Annotated in this window: 16 protein-coding genes; 8 read left to right on the forward strand and 8 right to left on the reverse strand. The window is 44.7% G+C overall.

The window, feature by feature from the left end; translation table 11 throughout:
• Nucleotides 1–93: 93 nt before the first annotated feature.
• Genes lptD through apaH form a run of 6 tightly spaced genes read left to right on the forward strand, consistent with a single transcriptional unit; the run spans nucleotide 94 to nucleotide 6,885 of the window.
• A complete protein-coding gene (gene lptD / locus AACT23_RS01325; protein ID WP_094128139.1) occupies nucleotides 94–2,463 on the forward strand; it encodes an LPS assembly protein LptD in 2,370 nt (789 codons plus the stop codon).
• A 56-nt stretch (nucleotides 2,464–2,519) separates the two neighbouring features.
• The gene (gene surA / locus AACT23_RS01330; RefSeq protein ID WP_019282297.1) at nucleotides 2,520–3,815 is read left to right on the forward strand and encodes a peptidylprolyl isomerase SurA; all 1,296 of its coding nucleotides are present in this window, start codon (nucleotides 2,520–2,522) and stop codon (nucleotides 3,813–3,815) included.
• Nucleotides 3,805–4,797: a 4-hydroxythreonine-4-phosphate dehydrogenase PdxA gene (pdxA, locus tag AACT23_RS01335; protein WP_017050645.1), complete on the forward strand. Its 993-nt coding sequence runs from the start codon at nucleotides 3,805–3,807 to the stop codon at nucleotides 4,795–4,797. The genes surA and pdxA overlap by 11 nt, the downstream gene beginning before the upstream one ends.
• A 13-nt stretch (nucleotides 4,798–4,810) precedes the next feature.
• Complete coding sequence (rsmA, locus tag AACT23_RS01340) at nucleotides 4,811–5,617, forward strand: 16S rRNA (adenine(1518)-N(6)/adenine(1519)-N(6))-dimethyltransferase RsmA (RefSeq protein ID WP_013857835.1); 807 nt, start codon at nucleotides 4,811–4,813, stop codon at nucleotides 5,615–5,617.
• 60 nt (nucleotides 5,618–5,677) lie between these two features.
• Nucleotides 5,678–6,058 (forward strand): Co2+/Mg2+ efflux protein ApaG, encoded by a 381-nt coding sequence (apaG, locus tag AACT23_RS01345; protein WP_013857836.1) that lies wholly within the window; start codon nucleotides 5,678–5,680, stop codon nucleotides 6,056–6,058.
• 11 nt (nucleotides 6,059–6,069) lie between these two features.
• A complete protein-coding gene (gene apaH, locus AACT23_RS01350) occupies nucleotides 6,070–6,885 on the forward strand; it encodes a bis(5'-nucleosyl)-tetraphosphatase (symmetrical) ApaH (RefSeq protein WP_013857837.1) in 816 nt (271 codons plus the stop codon).
• Between the two features lie 46 nt (nucleotides 6,886–6,931).
• Here the strand turns inward: apaH and folA are convergent, their stop codons facing one another.
• The 6 genes from folA to rplU all read right to left on the reverse strand — a co-directional run bounded on the left by folA (nucleotide 6,932) and on the right by rplU (nucleotide 10,796).
• Complete coding sequence (folA, locus tag AACT23_RS01355; RefSeq protein WP_017045398.1) at nucleotides 6,932–7,414, reverse strand: type 3 dihydrofolate reductase; 483 nt, start codon at nucleotides 7,412–7,414, stop codon at nucleotides 6,932–6,934.
• Between the two features lie 43 nt (nucleotides 7,415–7,457).
• A complete protein-coding gene (locus AACT23_RS01360; protein WP_094128142.1) occupies nucleotides 7,458–7,946 on the reverse strand; it encodes a threonine/serine exporter family protein in 489 nt (162 codons plus the stop codon).
• Nucleotides 7,934–8,695, reverse strand: coding sequence for a threonine/serine exporter family protein (locus AACT23_RS01365; RefSeq protein ID WP_013857840.1), 762 nt, complete (start codon nucleotides 8,693–8,695; stop codon nucleotides 7,934–7,936). The genes AACT23_RS01360 and AACT23_RS01365 overlap by 13 nt, the downstream gene beginning before the upstream one ends.
• A 116-nt stretch (nucleotides 8,696–8,811) precedes the next feature.
• Nucleotides 8,812–9,984 (reverse strand): Obg family GTPase CgtA, encoded by a 1,173-nt coding sequence (gene cgtA, locus AACT23_RS01370; protein ID WP_010320622.1) that lies wholly within the window; start codon nucleotides 9,982–9,984, stop codon nucleotides 8,812–8,814.
• A 221-nt stretch (nucleotides 9,985–10,205) separates the two neighbouring features.
• Nucleotides 10,206–10,463 (reverse strand): 50S ribosomal protein L27, encoded by a 258-nt coding sequence (rpmA, locus tag AACT23_RS01375; RefSeq protein ID WP_010320621.1) that lies wholly within the window; start codon nucleotides 10,461–10,463, stop codon nucleotides 10,206–10,208.
• Between the two features lie 21 nt (nucleotides 10,464–10,484).
• Nucleotides 10,485–10,796 carry a 50S ribosomal protein L21 gene (rplU, locus tag AACT23_RS01380; protein WP_010320620.1) on the reverse strand — a complete coding sequence of 104 codons (312 nt, stop codon included), beginning with the start codon at nucleotides 10,794–10,796 and terminating at the stop codon, nucleotides 10,485–10,487.
• Between the two features lie 272 nt (nucleotides 10,797–11,068).
• Here rplU and ispB point away from each other — a divergent pair, with 272 nt between their 5' ends.
• Nucleotides 11,069–12,040 (forward strand): octaprenyl diphosphate synthase, encoded by a 972-nt coding sequence (ispB, locus tag AACT23_RS01385; RefSeq protein WP_094128145.1) that lies wholly within the window; start codon nucleotides 11,069–11,071, stop codon nucleotides 12,038–12,040.
• A 97-nt stretch (nucleotides 12,041–12,137) separates the two neighbouring features.
• On the opposite strand, the gene AACT23_RS01390 is transcribed toward ispB, so the two are convergent.
• The gene (locus AACT23_RS01390; protein WP_094128148.1) at nucleotides 12,138–13,544 is read right to left on the reverse strand and encodes a basic amino acid/polyamine antiporter; all 1,407 of its coding nucleotides are present in this window, start codon (nucleotides 13,542–13,544) and stop codon (nucleotides 12,138–12,140) included.
• A gap of 293 nt (nucleotides 13,545–13,837) precedes the next feature.
• Nucleotides 13,838–14,773, reverse strand: a complete 936-nt coding sequence (gene mdh / locus AACT23_RS01395; protein WP_017043806.1) for a malate dehydrogenase — start codon at nucleotides 14,771–14,773, stop codon at nucleotides 13,838–13,840.
• 325 nt (nucleotides 14,774–15,098) lie between these two features.
• On the opposite strand from mdh, the gene argR reads away from it, so the two are divergent.
• A complete protein-coding gene (gene argR / locus AACT23_RS01400) occupies nucleotides 15,099–15,572 on the forward strand; it encodes a transcriptional regulator ArgR (protein WP_013857844.1) in 474 nt (157 codons plus the stop codon).
• Nucleotides 15,573–15,890 lie beyond the last annotated feature (318 nt).

Raw genomic sequence — 15,890 nt, forward strand, 5'->3', positions numbered from 1 at the left:
GCTTCAATTTCCTTTATGATAAGAAACGTTTTATTTTACATTCGGCCATCCATCTTCCGAATCAATCAAGTTCAAACAGGATAGTACAACTCGATGTCATGTTTTTCCCGCACCTTGTTAGCCGCTTCAATTAGCGCAGCTCTTTTTGTGCCACAGACTCAAGCAGAAGCTATGTTAGACAATAGTGTGCAGGAAATGCCCGCTATAGATCAATGTTTGATCAACGAACCTGAAGCAGAAAACTCAAGTCAGCAACCGATTAATGTCGAGGCTGATACGCTAGAAGCCGTGAACGGTGAACGCGCAAACTACTCAGGCAATGTGGTCGTTGTTCAAGGTAAAAAACGCATTCTAGCGGATACCGTTACCCTGCATCAGAAAGATAATATTGTAGTTGCGCAAGGTAATGTCAACTTCAGTGACGGTGAAGTAAGGACCATTTCTGACAAAGCCACCAACAATCTTAATACAGATTTAATGACATTAGAGAACACAAAATATCAATTTTTGTGTGAACCCGGCCGTGGTGAAGCTGTGTATATTTCCAAAACAGGTAAGGCCGTTTATGAGATAGAAGATGGTTCGATTACCTCTTGCCCTGAAGGCAATAATGCATGGCGATTAAAAGCATCCAGCATTGATATTGACCAAAATGAAGAGCAAGCCACTTTTTATAATCCGCGCTTCGAGATTCAAAATATTCCGATTTTTTATCTGCCATTTCTTACGGTGCCGATTGGCGACACACGTAAAACGGGATTTTTATACCCTACCGTTTCTTACGGTTCTAGCGATGGTTTTGAAGCCCAAGTACCTATTTATTGGAACTTAGCGCCAAACTATGACCTAGAAACGACCTTTAAATATATGCAAGAACGCGGTACGCAATTAAACAGTGAATTCCGTTATCTGAATGATTTTGGTACAGGTAACATTAAATCTGAATATTTACCTGATGATCAAAAACATCCGGAAAAGGGCAGCCGCTGGGGCTTCCAATACCAACACAGTGGTATTTTCAACCAAGCTTGGAAGTTTGAAATTGACTACTCTCAAGTCAGTGACATTAGCTACTTTAGTGACTTAGACTCAGGTATCGGTAACCGAGAAGATGGTCAGCTTATCCAAGAAGGTAAAGCCACCTACCGGACCCACAATTGGGATTCATCGATACTGGTTCGCGACTTTCAGCTGCTTACAGAAGACAAAACTAGCACCAACCAACCCTATCGCTTGATGCCACAGATTGCGTTTAATTACTATGCCCCCGAATTATTACCGTATTTGAACTTTGATATGGTGAGCCATCTATCGCGTTTTGAAACCGATGCAAGAGGAAAACCTGCAGCCACCCGAGCGCACATTGAACCAGGCTTTACTATTCCTCTCAGTAACACCTGGGGCACTTGGACAACCGAAGCGCGAGTGCTTGGTACTTATTACCAACAAGATCTCAGCGGTGTTGACCTCAATTCGGATAACTATAAAGACCTAAAAGAGAGCGTTTCACGCATCATTCCGGAATTTAGAACTCATGCGGGATTAGTACTGGAAAGAGATACGGTTCTGTTTGATGACTATACGCAGACACTTGAGCCGCAGATTCAGTACCTGTACGTACCGAGAGAAGATCAGCGCAATATCGGGTTGTATGATACAACGCTACTGCAAACCGATTATTATGGTTTATTCCGCAGCCGTAAATACAGTGGTGTCGATTATATTGCCCCGGCAAATCAGATCAGCTACGGTGCCTCTTCACGGTTTTTCGACGATCAGTATAAAGAACGTTTAAATATCTCTTTTGGCCAGATTTTTTACCTCAAAAAAGATCTCAAGAATTCCTCCCCTAATGAGGGAGATAATTCAACCAACAACTCCAACTATTCGGCTTGGGCCGTCGAAATGGACTTCAACTATGATGATTTACTCTTCTACCATGGCGGGGTTCAATACGACATTGATAGCAGTACGATGCAGCTCGCCAATAGTACTCTCGAGTACCGAGTGGGTTCTGGATACATTCAAACTAACTATCGTTACGTCACCAAAGAGTATATTGATAATACCGTTGGCGATACAATTACCAATATCAATGCCATTACCAAAGATGGCATTTCACAAGCTGGTTTACTGGCTGGGTATCAGATCTCCAAAAAGTGGAATGCTAGCGGACAGTACTTCTACGATTTAACCACGGAAAAGAGCCTGGAGTGGCTGGCTAACCTAAGCTACACCTCAGATTGTTGGTATATTGGTTTTACTTATAGTAATCAACTGCGGAAATGGGATGGTGATTTTGTTACTGACCCTAATGCTACGCCACTCTACGAAAATAACTTTAGTTTGAACTTTGGTATTGTCGGTTTTGGCACCACGATTGGTGCAGGTTCCGGAACGACGGGCGTAGACAGCGCTGGAAATTCATTAAGTTATGGTCGTCCATTTTTCCTAAACAACTAATTTATCCGGCCTTTGCTTAAGCGTAAAGGCCCTTGCTCATTTTGATAGGACTACAAATGAAATTGTGGAAACACACACTGATTGGATTGATGGCAACATTAAGCCTAAACACCGCATACGCTACTCCTGTTGAGCTCGATCGCGTCGCCGTCATCGTCAATAGTGGCGTTATTTTACAGAGTGACATTGATGGTGCATTAAAAACCTTGACCATTAATGCAAAGAAAAATGGTCAAACGCTACCCGAAGACACAGTGCTGCGTGAGCAAGTGGTTGAAAAATTGATTATTGATACCATTCAGCAACAAGAAGCACAACGCATTGGCGTTCGCATTGACGATAACCGACTCAGTGACGCGATCGCCGACATCGCGAAAAACAATAATCAAACCCTGGAACAGCTTAACGCTTCTGTTACTGCTGAAGGGCTGACTTATGCCGAATTTCGCGAACAAGTACGTAAAGAAATTGCAGCAAGTGAAGCGCGCAATGCTTTAGTTCGTCGCCGGATCAATATATTACCGGACGAAGTGGACAACTTAGCCAATATTCTTGCGCAAGAAACCAATGCAACGGTGCAATATAAAATCAGCCACATCCAACTGCGTGTTGACGACACTCAAGATAAGGCCGCAGTAGAACAGCAAGCCAAAACCTTAGTCGAAAAACTCAACCAAGGAGCGGATTTCAGCACCATGGCTTATACCTATTCAAAAGGTCCGAAAGCGCTGCAAGGTGGTGATTGGGGCTGGATGCGCAAAGAAGAAATGCCGACAATTTTTGCCGACCAAATCAAAATGCAAAACAAAGGCTCTATTATTGGGCCATTTCGCAGTGGCGTCGGTTTCCACATTCTTAAAATTGATGACGTCAAAGGATTAGAAACCGTCGCGGTCACGGAAGTTAATGCACGCCATATTTTAATCAAACCCACGGTCATTTTAAGCGATGACGGCGTACAAAAAGAGCTACATGACTTCATTCGTCGCATTAAGGCAGGTGAAGCGACCTTTGGTGAATTGGCGCAGCAATACAGCCAAGATCCCGGCTCTGCGGCGCAAAATGGCGAATTGGGTTATCAAACACCGGATCTGTACGTGCCGGAGTTTCAGCATCAAATCGAAACATTATCGGTTGGGCAAATCAGCGAACCCTTTAAAACCGTTCATGGTTGGCATATTGTCGAAGTGCTTGATCGCCGTGAAGTCGACCGCACCGACTCTGCACTGAAAAACAAAGCTTATCGCATTCTTTTTAATCGAAAATTCAATGAAGAAGCCAGCGCATGGCTACAAGAAATGCGTGCCAGTGCCTTTGTAGAAATTATACAGGACAACCAAGATGACAATTAAACGCATCGTGGTTACCGCTGGCGAGCCCGCGGGTATTGGCCCAGATTTGGTGCTGGCCTTATCAAAAGAAGATTGGGCACATCAACTGGTGGTATGCGCGGATAAAAGCTTGCTTGCAGAGCGCGCTAAAGAGCTCAATATTGACGTTATATTGGAAGACTACTCAGTCACCTCTGCACCAAAACCACAGCAAGCGGGACGGTTAGTAGTGGATCATATTCCCCTCGGCGCACCGGTGATAACGGGGAAACTGAATGAAGCCAATGGACATTATGTATTAAATACATTAGAAAGAGCCGCTTTAGGCTGTATGAATGATGAATTTGATGCTATTGTCACCGGCCCTGTGCACAAGGGGGTGATCAACCGAGCTGGCGTTGCATTTAGCGGCCACACTGAATTCTTTGCTGAAAAATCTAATACTCCACTGGTGGTTATGATGCTCGCAACAGAAGGGTTGAGAGTCGCGCTAGTGACAACACATATTCCACTGGCTTATGTATCAAAGGCAGTAACGGTCGAGCGGTTAGAAAAAATCATCACTATTTTGCATAAAGATTTGGTGGAAAAATTTGCCATTGCTCAACCCAAAATTTATGTGTGTGGTTTAAACCCACACGCGGGAGAAGATGGCTGTCTGGGCCGTGAAGAGATAGAAACCATCACTCCAACACTAGAAAAAATTCGTCAGCAAGATGGCATTAATTTGATTGGCCCACTACCAGCCGACACCATCTTCAATGACAAATACTTGCAAGATGCCGATGCTGTTTTAGGCATGTATCACGACCAAGTCCTGCCCGTATTAAAGTACAAAGGCTTTGGTCGTTCAGTAAATATTACTCTTGGTCTACCCTTTATAAGAACATCGGTCGATCATGGCACCGCACTCGAATTGGCAGGGAAAGGGCTTGCGGATACAGGGAGCTTTAGAACAGCACTCGCCTACGCGATTGACTTGGTAGAAAAGAAACCTAATTAATTTCGAGAAAACTATGAGAAATGATGTCCACTTAGGGCACAAAGCGCGTAAACGTTTTGGTCAAAACTTCCTAAACGATCCATACATTATTGATGGCATCGTCTCTGCGATTAACCCTCGTCCGGGACAAAATTTGGTTGAGATCGGCCCCGGTCTTGGAGCGATAACTGAGCCAGTCGGCCGCGAAGTGGATAAATTCACTGTTATTGAGCTAGACCGTGACTTAGCTGAGCGCCTGCGCAACCACCCAGAATTATCGAGTAAATTGACGATTCACGAAGGCGATGCGATGCGCTTTGACTTTACGCAGTTGGTGAAGCCGAATAATAAACTGCGCATTTTCGGCAACTTGCCATACAACATTTCAACGCCATTAATGTTCCACTTATTTGAATTCCATAAAGATATTCAAGATATGCACTTCATGCTGCAAAAAGAAGTGGTCAACCGTTTAGCTGCCGGTCCCGGCAGTAAAGCTTACGGGCGCTTAACGGTTATGACGCAGTATTTCTGTAAAGTGGTTCCTGTGTTGGAAGTTCCGCCAACGGCTTTCGTGCCGCCACCGAAAGTTGATTCAGCCGTGGTGCGTTTGGTGCCTTATGAAGTACTGCCGCATCCAACGACAAACATGAAGTGGTTAGAGCGTGTCTGCCGAGATGGTTTTAACCAACGTCGTAAAACCGTACGCAACTGCTACAAAGGTTTGATTGAGGTGGAAACGCTAGAAGAACTTGGGGTCAACCCTGGCATGCGCCCGGAAAACCTAACACTTGAACAGTTTGTTGCTATGGCAAACTGGTTAGACGCTCATCACGCCTAATAACGATTGAGCGATAAACGGCCAATGTCTATCGCTCATCTATAAAAACAAGGAGTTAACATGGATATCTCTGAACCTTGTATCAAAATCCAAGTCCATACCCAGTATCTCCCCGAGCAGTCCAATCCCGATTTACACCGCTATATCTTTGCCTATGTGATCACCATCCGTAATCTCAGCAACCAGCAAGTACAGCTGATGAGCCGCCGTTGGCTAATTACCGATGCGAATGGCAAACAGATGTCTGTGGAAGGTGATGGCGTGGTCGGGGAACAACCGATTATCTTGCCCAATGATGAGTACCGCTATAACAGTGGTACGGCGTTGGAAACGCCAGTCGGTGTGATGCAAGGTCATTACATTATGTTAGATGAAGCGGACGCTGAATTTATTGTTGAAATTGAGCCTTTTCGTCTCGCTATTCCTAATGTTTTAAATTAAAAGAGGTAGCCGTGGCGAACTATATTGTCGGCGACATTCAAGGCTGTTTTGATGAACTACAGTGTTTATTGGCTCAAGTGCAATTCCAACCACAACAAGACACACTGTGGGTAGCTGGCGACTTAGTAGCAAGAGGCCCTAAATCTCTAGAAACGCTACGTTTTATCAAACAATTGGGTAGTTCGGCGCGTATCGTTCTAGGCAATCACGATCTTCACCTACTGGCCGTCTCGCTGGGCATCCACCCATGTAAACCTCGTGATAAAACCTTACCCATATTACAAGCGAACGATGCAACAGAGCTGCTCACTTGGTTGCGCCATCAACCGCTCCTCGCTGAACATGCTGACTTTGTTATGTGCCATGCGGGGATTTCTCCTCTGTGGGATCTTGAAACTGCACGTCAAGCAGCAAAAGAAGTCGAAAGTATTTTGCAAAGTGATCGTTGGCGTTGGCTTATCGAGCAGATGTACAGCAACACACCTGATATGTGGAGCTCGAAGCTAGAAGGGATTGACCGCTATCGCTATACCATCAATGCCTATACTCGGATGCGTTTTTGCTTTGCTGATGGGCGTCTTGATATGGCGTGCAAACTTCCCCCTCAAGAAATAAAAGATGAAGAATTGTTACCGTGGTTTGCCCTACCCAAACGCCTTAAACTCGATAAAACAGTCCTCTTTGGCCACTGGGCTGCATTAGAAGGTTACCGCAGCGACGAAGTGATAGGGCTTGATACTGGCTGTGTGTGGGGAGGATGTTTGACCATGCTACGCTGGGAAGATAAACACTACTTCACTCAACCAGCGTTAACCCATAAAGGCTAACGAATAAAAAGATCCGGATCGTTGCTTAATATCGATCCGAAATCCTCTATTGCTTATCAAAAACCACAAACTGCATGTTGTGAGCATTTTTATCATCCGCTTGATACATTTCTCGATGAACTTCTTGCCACTCACTCCCCCACTCGGGAAATTGCGTATCTCCCTCAATATTTAAGTCAATAAAGGTGAGGTATAGTTTATTGGCCTGTGGCATACAGGCTTGATAGATAGAGCCGCCACCAATGATCATCACTTCATCCACATGACCCGCAACCTCAATGGCTTCTTCAATCGAAGAGACAATACTTACCCCTTCAATTGCCAATGAAGCATCACGACTGATCACGATATTATGGCGACCAGGTAACGGGCGACCAATAGACTCATAAGTTTTTCGCCCCATGATCACTGGTTTGCCCAACGTACAGCGTTTAAACCATGCAAAATCTGCCGGTAAATGCCATGGCATTTGATTGTCTTTACCAATAATCCGATTGTCTGCCATCGCGGCAATCATGCTGATGATCATAAATAAGATCCTAAAGTGTCATCACGAAAGATAGCCCATTCCCTTACACTATGGGTTTGCGCCGATAGAATAACAAACCCGGCACCGCAAGGCCAACCGCTAAGCCCGCGATAATAAACATCGCTTTTAAAAAATTATCCATCAGTATCGCCAGCAGCTCTGGCGTAAAACCAAGATGGTTAATTTCAACCATTGCAATCATCGCTTTAAAGGCAAAAACCCCGGGAACCATTGGGATCAAAGCCGCTACCGTAAACACTTTAGGGTGAGCTAAAAATTTACGCGACCAACGCACGCCAATCATTCCAACGATAGTTGCAGCAAAAAAAGTCGCCCACTCAATGGGAATTCCAAATTGCATCATTAAGTAACGTGAGCCATGACCAATCGCACCACCTAACGCACAATATTTTAGGGCTGGTGCAGGAACATTAAACACCAAAGCAAAACCAATGGCTGGGATTGCAGCAAAAAACATGTCATTGGCTAAACCGAGTAATAAATTCATCCAATCCATCGCTACCACCCCCATACACCCGTCACGCTCATCGCCGCAACGATGCCCAAACTCGTTGCCAACGTAAGCAAACTTGCCATCACAAAACGGGCAATACCCATATTGATATAACCTTTAAGCATATCCGCGACCGCATTAATTAAAGGAAAACCGGGGACTAACATCAGTACAGAAGAAGCCATCACAATGGTTGGTTTATTGCCTAGCTGGTAGATGATAGCTTGCGCTGAAATGATCGAAGTAACAAATGAGGTCACCGTAAAGTTGACGAGCGGATTAAATTGGCGATGCCCAATCTCTTGGCGCACAATCATACCCGCCGCAGAAGCAATGAACGTCATCGTAAACACCGTCCAATCTCCACCAGCTAAACGAGCAAATGCAGCACAAGAAAGACCAATCATCACCACAACCAACCAACGGTTGTAGCGTTCAGGGCTGATCTGATTGAGTTTTTTCTGCGCAAGGGAATAATCTAAAATCCCTTTTTCCATCATGATACAGATGCGCTGGACTTGCGTCACTACCCGCATATTGATCCCACGATCAGGACAACGGCGCGCAGTCGTAATGCAATGGCCATCGTAAACCGTGGTTAGCACAAGTGAACTCGCCGAGAGCGATACTTCCACTTCACTCATGCCACAGGCCGCTCCCATGCGACGCATAATATCGCCCACAAGTGTACTTTCCGCACCATGAGCCAACAACATTTGCCCAGCTTGGGCGATCAATCGAGAAACAAGCCTCTGTTTGGATGTCATGATTCCTTTCCGAACGTCCTAAAAGCCCAATAGTGTGCCCGAAATTGGGTGCTTTAAATATGATTTAGCTATAAAAAAGCCGCAATAATTATTGCGGCTCAATCAATTCAGGAAAATTAATCACGAACATAGATAACGTGGCCGTCATCTTCTTCGTCGTCCCAATCATCCCAGTCATCACCATCTTCAGTGATCACATTTTGGCTGTTCATCTCATCTTTATGGTAATCATCCCACATGAAATCGACTTTCTGAGCTTCACTGAGCTCTTCCTGCTCACGAGGTAACGTTTCCATATAGTCAGCCAACTCACGGCACAAATCCGCCGTACCTTGTTGGTTTACTGCCGAAATTTTGAAGTATCGCCCTTCCCAAGCTAGCGCATCTAAGATCTCTTGGATCTTTTCATCGGCTTCTTCTTCAAGCATCAGATCAACTTTGTTGAACACCAACCAACAAGGTTTTTGTGACACTTTTTCACTGTATTGCTCTAGCTCATCAAAGATGGTCAGCGCATTTTGCGCAGGATCACTTTGATCAATAGGAAGAATGTCGATCATATGCAGCAACACTCGGCAACGTTCTAAGTGCTTTAAGAAGCGAATACCTAAACCAGCACCATCGGCCGCGCCTTCAATCAAGCCCGGAATATCAGCGATCACGAAACTTTTCTCAGGAACCACACTCACGACACCCAAACTTGGGATCAACGTAGTGAAGGGGTAATCAGCGACTTTTGGCTTCGCTGCTGAAACAGAACGAATAAAGGTTGATTTACCCGCATTCGGCAAGCCAAGCATACCCACGTCAGCTAACAATAAAAGCTCAAGGCGTAATTCGCGCACCTCACCTTTTTTACCCATGGTTTTTTGGCGTGGTGCACGGTTAACGGATGACTTAAAGCGAGCATTACCTAAACCATGCCAGCCACCTTTAGCGACCATCACTTTTTTGCCATGCTCTGCAACTTCACCCACAACTTCATTGGTGTGAATGTCAACCGCTCGAGTCCCAACAGGCACCTTCAAAGTAATGTCTTTACCGCGCTTACCTGTACAGTTAGCACCACCACCATTTTGGCCGCGCTCAGCAGCGTAAAAGCGTTGGAATCGGTAATCAACCAAGGTATTTAAGTTTTCATCGGCTTGGATATAAACGTCGCCGCCATCGCCGCCATCGCCGCCATCAGGGCCGCCTTTCGTCACGAATTTTTCACGCCAAAAGCTCACGACACCGTTACCGCCATCACCCGCTTCGACTTTAATTATCGCTTCATCAACGAATTTCATTTGTTACTCCACGCTCTTTGCGTTGCGATATCATTGTCACACAATGATATAAATTCTAGCAGATACACATTCAGGATCGACCGTGATCATCCTTCGTTTTATCCACAATTGGAACACATAAGGAGAAACTCTAGTGATTAGAGTGTCTTCTTATCTGTTCGGCTGATAAATAAAAAACCCCACCGTAACGGCAGGGCTTTTGAGTTCAGTTAGGTATAAATTTATTCAGCGTCGATGCTAACAAATTTACGGTTTTTAGGACCTTTAACTTCAAATTTCACTTTACCTTCAGTAAGAGCGAAAAGAGTATGGTCTTTACCGATACCAACGTTAGTGCCTGCGTGGAACTTAGTACCACGTTGACGAACGATGATGTTACCTGCAAGAACAGATTCACCACCGAAACGCTTAACACCAAGACGTTTGCTTTCTGAATCGCGGCCGTTACGAGTAGAACCGCCAGCTTTTTTGTGTGCCATTGTTAAACTCTCCTAAATTACTTAAGCGTTGATGCCAGTGATTTTCACTTCAGTGAACCACTGACGGTGGCCTTGTTGTTTACGAGAGTGTTTACGACGACGGAACTTAACGATTTTAACTTTATCGCCACGACCGTGTTGTACTACTTCAGCAGTAATTTTACCGCCTTCAACAAGAGGTGCCCCAACAGTGATTTGCTCACCGTTAGCAACTAGTAGAACTTTATCAAATTCAACAGTTGCACCAGTTTCAACGTCTAATTTCTCTAAACGAAGAGTTTGACCTTCGCTTACACGGTGTTGTTTACCACCAGATTGGAAAACAGCGTACATATTTTACTCCGCTCTTTCCGCACAGCCGTATGCTTTTTATTTGAGCAATTTGGGTGTGCGCTAAACTAATCATCAATAGGGCGCAGATTCTACGCGAATGAGTACCCCAAGACAAGCCATATTTTGAAAAAATTGGCGAAAAGCTAATCGCCAATGAAAAGTGGCGCAATCATGCCTTTAAGCCTTGTATTAATCAACGTTTTTTAGTGTATTATTCGAGAATTATAGAAGAACACAACACCTTATAGGTTCTAACTTCAGCCGGATTAACCATGGATTTTAAAGCTATCCAAACGCTTACTGCCGATGACATGGCAAAAGTGAATGAAACGATTCAAGCTCAGCTCAACTCTGATGTATCTTTAATCAATCAATTAGGATTCTACATCGTCAGCGGAGGTGGGAAACGTCTGCGTCCTTTGCTGGCTATTTTGTCGGCTCGAGCCCTTGGTTATCAAGGTGAAGCGCACACGACTGCCGCTGCATTTATTGAATTCCTCCACACGGCAACCTTGCTGCATGACGACGTTGTCGATGAATCAGATATGCGCCGTGGCAAGGCAACAGCGAACGCGGCATTTGGCAATGCAGCGAGCGTGTTAGTGGGGGATTTCATCTACACGCGTTCCTTCCAAATGATGACTACACTAGGATCGTTAAGGATCCTTGAGCTGATGAGCGATGCGGTGAACGTTATCGCTGAAGGCGAAGTGCAACAATTGATGAACTGTAATGATCCAAACACTACCGAGGAAAATTACCTACAGGTGATCTACTCGAAAACGGCGCGTTTGTTTGAAGCAGCGACCCAGATTGGTGCGATATTAAGTAATGCTTCTCCTGAAATTGAAACGGCACTACAGAACTATGGTAAGTACCTTGGCACGGCTTTCCAGCTCATTGATGACGTGATGGATTACACCTCTGATGGCAGTGAAATGGGCAAAAATGTGGGCGATGATTTAGCGGAAGGCAAACCAACACTTCCTCTATTGTACGCAATGCAGCATGGTACACCCGAACAAAAAGAGATGATCCGTGAGGCCATCGAAAAAGCCAATGGCATGGAACAGCTTGATGAGATTCTAGCGGCAATGAAACAGACAGGCTCGCTTGAATACACAACCAACAAAGCGCTAAAAGAAGCCGATAAAGCGATCAATGAGCTGTCTATCCTGCCAGAAAGTGAATATAAACAAGCACTGATAGCTCTAGCTCATATGGCTGTGAATAGGACAAAGTAGAACAGCAGCTAGCTTGGACGAAGAATCGACCTTTGCCTAGAAATGCACCGCTACAAAAAGAGCCTCAATTGAGGCTCTTTTTGATTCTAAGCGTTATTTAAAACCCGCCTTGCCAAATCATGCCAAATGCAAAAACAGCCACGATCGTTAAAGCACAAGCTCCTAACTTTTCTTTGCCTTGAAAAGGATGAATGCCCTGCTCTCGTTTGGCTTTCATGTAGAAATAGAGCCCAGGTAAGTAGAGTAGCGCGGAGAGCATCAAATAGTGCAAACCAGAGGCATACAAAAGCCAAATCCCATAAATGGTGGCACAAGAACCTATCACCAGAAGTTTGCCTTTATTCTTCTGTTCAATCGCGATCTTTAACGTAAAGGCGCCGATCAAAAAATAGGGAACAAGGATCATTTCTGAAGCGAAGATCAGCAGCGTATCGTAGGTACTGCCTGCGTACATCACCAGAATCAGTGAGACCTGAATGCAAATATTGGTTAGAGTTAACGCTTTTACTGGGCTCCCCGCTTCGTTTTGCTGGGCGTAGATGGCAGGAAACATCTTATCTCTAGCACATAAAAATGGCGCTTCGGAGGCCAGTACCGTCCAGCTAAGAAAAGCACCACATACCGAAATAATTAATCCAACACCTATGATGTACTCACCCCAAGGACCAAGAATAGTCGTCAGCACTTTGGCCATTGAAGGGTTCTGATATTGCGCCAATTCAACCGGTTTAATCACGCCCATCGACAATAACGTGACCAATACATAAATGGTCAACGCTGTAAGCAAACCGAGAATAGTCGCTTTACCGATATCAGCACGGTGGCGAGCGCGGCTCGACACAACAACCGCTCCCTCTATTCCGATGAACACCCATACCGTGATCAACATGGTGCTTTTTATTTGATCCAGCAGATCATGGCCAATACCGAAGTGTAAGTCTGTAAAATCCAATGTGAATTTGTCCCAAGAAAAAGCAAAAGCGGCACAAATGATGAACAACACTAGAGGGATCATTTTAGCAAAGGTGGTAATCAGATTAATGAATGCGGCCGTTTGTACTCCTTTTTTGACCAACGCATGCACCAACCAAAGTAATACCGATGCACTCCCAATGGAAAGCCACGTATTACCCGCCCCAAACATCACGTTATCTGGTGTATCAAACAGCATACCTAAGGTACTAAAAACAATTACCAGATAAGAGACATTAGCCACCATGGCGCTAAACCAGTAACCCCATGCGGAACAAAAACCCGCAAAGTCACCAAATCCTTCTCGAGCAAAACCAAATACGCCACTATTAATATGAGGTTTATGAATGGCAAGTTGTTGAAAAGAGAGCGCGAGAAAGATCATACCAACGCCGGTGATCCCCCAACCGATCATTACCGCCAAAGGGCTGGCGACTGAGGCCATGTTTTGTGGCAGGCTAAAAACACCAGCGCCAATCATTGAACCAATGACCAGTGCTGTCAGTGAGCCCAAACCAAGCTTATTATCCATGGGAACTATCCAGTGAGTGTTTACACATTAGAGGAAGGCGCTATTTTAGAGAACATATTTATCAGACATCAATCCCTATGTGATCGCGGTCACTGAGATAGTGAGTCAATAGTCAAATTCATTGCTAGGGATCAAAAAGTTTGTAAGTTCACGACGAAAATAATGCACTGCTCAGTAAAAAAAACCGCATATTACACAGTTCAAAGCATCATCATACAAAAATATTGGTAAAAACCATAAAAAATGCCGCTTGGATGAGCAAGCGGCATTTTTGTATAAGATAAGGTTATTCTTTATTTGGCGAAATCAACACCTAGCTGAATATCACCTTTCAGTGTTGTCAGCATTCCATCTAACGCGGCTTGTTCATAGGCACTCAATGCACCATAGCTCAACACTTCTTCGACACCCTCTTTACCGAGTTTAATCGGTTGTGCAAAGAATGAGGCATGCTCACTACCACCGTCAACGTAGGCACATTCCACAACACCTGGTTCACCTTGTAGTGCTTTGACTAATGATAAGCCAAAACGGCAAGCCGCTTGACCCATTGACAGTGTTGCACTGCCGCCACCCGCCTTCGCTTCCACCACTTCGGTGCCTGCGTTTTGAATGCGCTTAGTTAGTGCTTCCACTTCTTCAGCCGTGAACTCAACCCCTTCAATTTGCGAAAGCAAAGGAAGGATAGTGACGCCTGAGTGGCCGCCAATCACAGGCACAATAATCTCGCTAGGGTTTTTATCTTTTAGCGCCGCGACAAACGTTTCTGAGCGGATCACATCCAACGTTGTCACACCAAATAGCTTACGCTTGTCGTAAACGCCTGCTTTTTTCAAGACTTCCGCTGCAATAGGTACTGTTGTATTAACAGGGTTGGTGATAATGCCCACACAGGCTTTCGGACAGACAACCGCAATCTTTTCAGCCAATGCTTTCACAATGCCAGCGTTAACATTAAACAGATCTGCGCGATCCATACCCGGCTTACGAGCGACACCAGCAGAAACAAGGACTACATCCGCACCTTCAAGCGCAGGTGTTGGATCTTCGCCAGCATAGCCTTTGATCGATACGGGAGTAGGAATGTGGCTTAGATCGGCAGCAACGCCCGGAGTCACCGGTGCGATGTCATACAGCGCCAGATCGGAACCAGCAGGAAGATGGTTTTTAAGTAGAAGTGCTAGGGCTTGACCGATGCCACCAGCGGCACCAATAACAGCTACTTTCATCGTAGTTCTCCTTGAGAATAAATCTCTTATAAATGTTTTTGTGTAGGGTATTTTTAAGCTAGAAAACTATAGCAATCACAATATGATTACAATCAATTAACGCTAGCTTTGCGACCTCGCGCAATTCGCTAAAATCGTGCTACAGCACCGATGGCAATTATGACCTTGTTTATCTTTACCGACAAAGAGTTAAGTTGCCATTCGACCAAAGTTTTACATAAAAGTTTACAGTGACCTTTTAGACACTTTTGGACGATAATTTGGCGATGACTGCATAGCTATGCGAGAATATGCAGCAATAAATGGCTAATCGAAGACGATAACTATGCGCAACAATAATGATAAGCAAGATAATCTGGTTCGTGCTTTTAAAAATCTATTAAAAGAAGAACGTTTTGGATCTCAAGGTGACATTGTCGATGCCCTGCGTAATGAAGGGTTTGATAATATCAACCAATCCAAAGTATCTCGCATGCTGACTAAATTTGGCGCGGTACGCACTCGCAACGCAAAAATGGAGATGGTCTACTGTCTTCCTGCTGAACTCGGTGTACCAACCGTATCAAGTTCACTGCGTGAATTAGTGCTAGATATAGATCACAATGCCGCGCTGGTAGTGATTCATACCGGACCAGGAGCGGCGCAGCTTATTGCTCGGTTACTTGATTCACTGGGCAAATCAGAAGGCATCTTGGGTGTGGTGGCAGGTGACGATACCATTTTTATCACACCGACACTGAACGTAACGACAAAGCAGCTGTTTGATTCAGTCTGTGATCTATTTGATTACGCAGGGTAATTTGTCACTAAACGCATTTCATCTCACTCTCTAGTAGAATCACACTGAGGCAAGTCGGCGTGATTCTCTTCACATCTTCAGCAATAAGTTGTCACAGCAGAAAGAGGAATAACTCCTTGATAGGCAAGCTATTGCCATATTTTGGCTCTGACAATGACGCTTATTGATAGCCAATTTCGCTACATTTTTTAACATTCCTGTAATTATGTGTCGATTTTTTGGTATTATTTAGCCACTTTTTCAACATACGGATTGAAAAAGATGCCGTTTCTAGATGAGGAAACTCCCCCGATACCCAAACAACTTGAAGTTGCGGGT

Source organism: Vibrio sp. V09_P4A23P171, assembly GCF_963875615.1.
GTDB classification, from domain to species: Bacteria; Pseudomonadota; Gammaproteobacteria; order Enterobacterales; family Vibrionaceae; genus Vibrio; species Vibrio anguillarum.